This window comes from Armatimonadota bacterium (assembly GCA_031459765.1).
GTDB classification, from domain to species: domain Bacteria; phylum Sysuimicrobiota; class Sysuimicrobiia; order Sysuimicrobiales; family Kaftiobacteriaceae; genus Kaftiobacterium; species Kaftiobacterium secundum.
Genome location: JAVKHY010000024.1, coordinates 6,439 through 9,269 on the forward strand (window position 1 = coordinate 6,439; position 2,831 = coordinate 9,269).

Annotated in this window: 4 protein-coding genes; all 4 read left to right on the plus strand. The window is 71.0% G+C overall.

From position 1 onward, the window contains the following. Window positions 1-215, plus strand: a 215-nt coding sequence (locus QN141_14005; GenBank protein ID MDR7559592.1) for a carbamoyltransferase C-terminal domain-containing protein, incomplete at its 5' end; no start/stop codon positions are given. Window positions 216-349: 134 nt separating this feature from the next. After that, window positions 350-1,543 (plus strand): glycosyltransferase family 4 protein, encoded by a 1,194-nt coding sequence (locus QN141_14010; protein ID MDR7559593.1) that lies wholly within the window; start codon window positions 350-352, stop codon window positions 1,541-1,543. 35 nt (window positions 1,544-1,578) lie between these two features. Then, window positions 1,579-2,619: an NAD-dependent epimerase/dehydratase family protein gene (locus tag QN141_14015; protein ID MDR7559594.1), complete on the plus strand. Its 1,041-nt coding sequence runs from the start codon at window positions 1,579-1,581 to the stop codon at window positions 2,617-2,619. Then, the coding region (locus tag QN141_14020; GenBank protein ID MDR7559595.1) for a GDP-mannose 4,6-dehydratase at window positions 2,616-2,831 on the plus strand (216 nt) is incomplete at its 3' end. The genes QN141_14015 and QN141_14020, both read left to right, overlap by 4 nt.

The following is a 2,831-nucleotide window of genomic DNA, read 5'->3' on the forward strand; positions in this document are numbered from 1 at the left end:
GCGACACCAACCCGCGCTACTGGCGGCTGATCAAGGAGTTCGAGTGCCTGACCGGCGTGCCGGTGGTGCTGAACACGTCGTTCAACGAGAACGAGCCCATCGTCTGCACCCCGGAGGAGGCGGTGGCTTGCTTCCTGCGGACGCAGATGGACGTGCTGGCGATCGGCGACTTCTTGGTGGACAAGGGGAACGCTGTCCCAGGGTCCTCAGGCTAGGTGCTCTATTTGGAGATCGTGAAAGCGATGGACGCCCCCGTCTTCGGCGTCGGTAGGGGCGGTGGTTCCGGTAGATCTGCGGTCCTTCGCGTGTCGGCTCCAGCCTCCGGCGTCGGGTAAAGGCTGGGTGTCCCATGGCGAGGATCCTGCTCTTCAATCAGTACTTCCCTCCAGATAGCGCGGCCACCGCGCAGATGGCGGCCCTTGTCGCGGGCACCCTGGCAGAACGTCACCAGGTGACGGTGCTCGCCGGCCGGCCCTCCTACGACCCCGCCGAGCGCCACCCGGCCTACCTGCTCCGCCGGGAGCGAGGGGGCGATGTGATCGTCGAGCGGGTCGGCTCCACCGCCTTCCCGCGCCGCCGCATGGCCGGGCGGCTGGCTAACTACCTCACCTACCTGGCGCTGGCGGTGCCTCGGGCCCTCGCCCTGCCGGCCGACCTCCTCCTGGCCATGACCGACCCGCCGGTGGCCGGCATCGCCGGGGCGCTGGCGGCGGCGGTGCGCCGGCGACGCTTCGTCTACAACGTCCGCGACCTCTACCCCGACATGGCGGTGGCCGGTGGCCTGCTGCGCCCGGGACCGTGGACGGCGGCGTGGGACCGGTGGCACCGCTGGGCTCTGCGCCGCGCGCACCGGGTAATCGTGCTGGGCGACGACATGCGCGACCGGCTGGTGGCGAAAGGTGTCGCTCCCGAGCGCATCGCTGTCGTGCGCGACGGCGGCCCGCCACCGACCGTCATGGCGGCCGACCACCCGGTCGTGCGGGCGGTGCGGGGGCCGTACCCGTTTGTCGTGCTGCACGCCGGCAACCTGGGATTTGCCGGGGCCTGGCAGACGCTCACCCGGGCCGCGGCCCTGCTGGATGGGGCGGGAGCCGGGCTCGTCTTCGTGGGCGACGGCGCGGCCGCCCCCACCATCGACCGCGCGGCCGAGGCACTGCCGCAGGTGCGCCGTCTGCCGTACCGCCCGGCGGACGAGGTGCCCTACGTGCTCGCTGCAGCCGACCTCCACGTCGTCACCGTGCGGCGGGGCCTGGAAGGGGTCGTGGTGCCCAGCAAACTCTACGCCGTCCTGGCGGCCGGGCGGCCCGTGCTGGCCGTGGCTCCGGAGGCCAGCGACGTCGCCCGCATCGTGCGGCGGTACGGGTGCGGTTTTGTCGCCGACCCGGACGACCCGGTTGCGGTGGCGGCCGCGGTGCGACAGGCCATGGCGTCACCGGACTTGCTGGAGACCATGGGGCGCCGGGCACTGGCCGCGGCGGCGGACTTCGAGCGTTCGAGACAGCTGGCACAGTTCGTGCGGGTGGTGGAGGAGGCGCTGGCCTGAGCGACGTCGAGGCAGGGCCAGCGTGGGAGGGAGCGATGACGGTGCGCGTGCTGGTCACGGGGGCCGGCGGGTTCATCGGGCACCACCTGGTGCGCTACCTGGTGGGCCGGGGCTGCTGGGTGCGCGGGGCGGACATCAAGGCCCCCGAGTTCGAGCCCACCGCGGCGCACGAGTTCTTGCGGGCCGACCTGCGTGACCCCGCCGCCTGCGCGGCCGCCGTGCGCGGGGTGGACGAGGTCTACCACCTGGCGGCGGATATGGGCGGCATCGGCTACATCACCGTCTACCACGCCCAGGTCGCCCGCAACTCGGCCCTCATCGACCTGTACATGCTCGACGCGGCGCGGGAGGCCCGCGTGCGCCGCTTCCTCTTCTCCTCATCGGCCTGCATCTACCCGCGCTACCGGCAGCAGAGCGCCGACGTTACCCCACTGCGCGAGGAGGAGGCCTGGCCGGCCGACCCCGAGCCCGGCTACGGCCTGGAAAAGCTCTTCGCTGAGGAGATGTGCCGGTACTACCGCGAGGACTACGGGTTGGAAACAAGGATCGTCCGCTTCCACAACGTCTACGGGCCGCTGGGGACCTACGAGGGCGGAAAGGAGAAGGCGCCCGCCGCCATCTGCCGCAAGGTGGCTCTCGCCCGTGACGGTGATGAGATCGAGGTCTGGGGAGACGGGCGGCAGACGCGGTCCTTCATGTACGTGGACGACTGCGTCGAGGGGATCTGGCGCCTCATGCGCTCTGATTACCCCGAGCCGCTCAACCTGGGGACCGACCGGCTGGTGACGGTGGACGAGCTGGTGGACATCGTCTGCCGCATCGCCGGCAAGCGGCTGCGCAAGCGCTACGACCCAACCAAGCCGCAGGGGGTGCGCGGGCGCAACAGCGACAACACCCGCCTGCGACAGGTGCTGGGCTGGGAGCCGCAGATCCCGCTGGAAGAGGGGTTGGCGCGGACCTACCGCTGGATCGAATCCGAGTTGCGCCGGGCGGGTCGGATCCCGGGCGAGGCGGGCGTCGTCCCCGCTGCGCCGCTGCACGGGGGTCCGGCGGCTGGCGGGGAGGTGTCCGGATGAGAGCCCTGATTACCGGCGGAGCGGGGTTCATCGGGTCACACCTGGCCGAGGCGTTGCTGGCTCGGGAGGATGAGGTCATTGTCCTCGATGACCTTTCCACCGGAAGCCTGCAAAACATCCTCCACCTGATGAAGAGGCCAGGGTTCCAGTTCATCCTGGGATCCATACTGGACTCGGACACGGTGAACCGGGCCGTGGGCGCCTGCGATGTC

Bases quoted from the DNA above. Each gene is read 5' to 3' on its own strand.
- QN141_14010 (MDR7559593.1), top strand. From the start codon at position 350: ATGGCGAGGATCCTGCTCTTCAATCAGTACTTCCCTCCAGATAGCGCG.
- QN141_14015 (MDR7559594.1), top strand. From the start codon at position 1,579: ATGACGGTGCGCGTGCTGGTCACGGGGGCCGGCGGGTTCATCGGGCAC.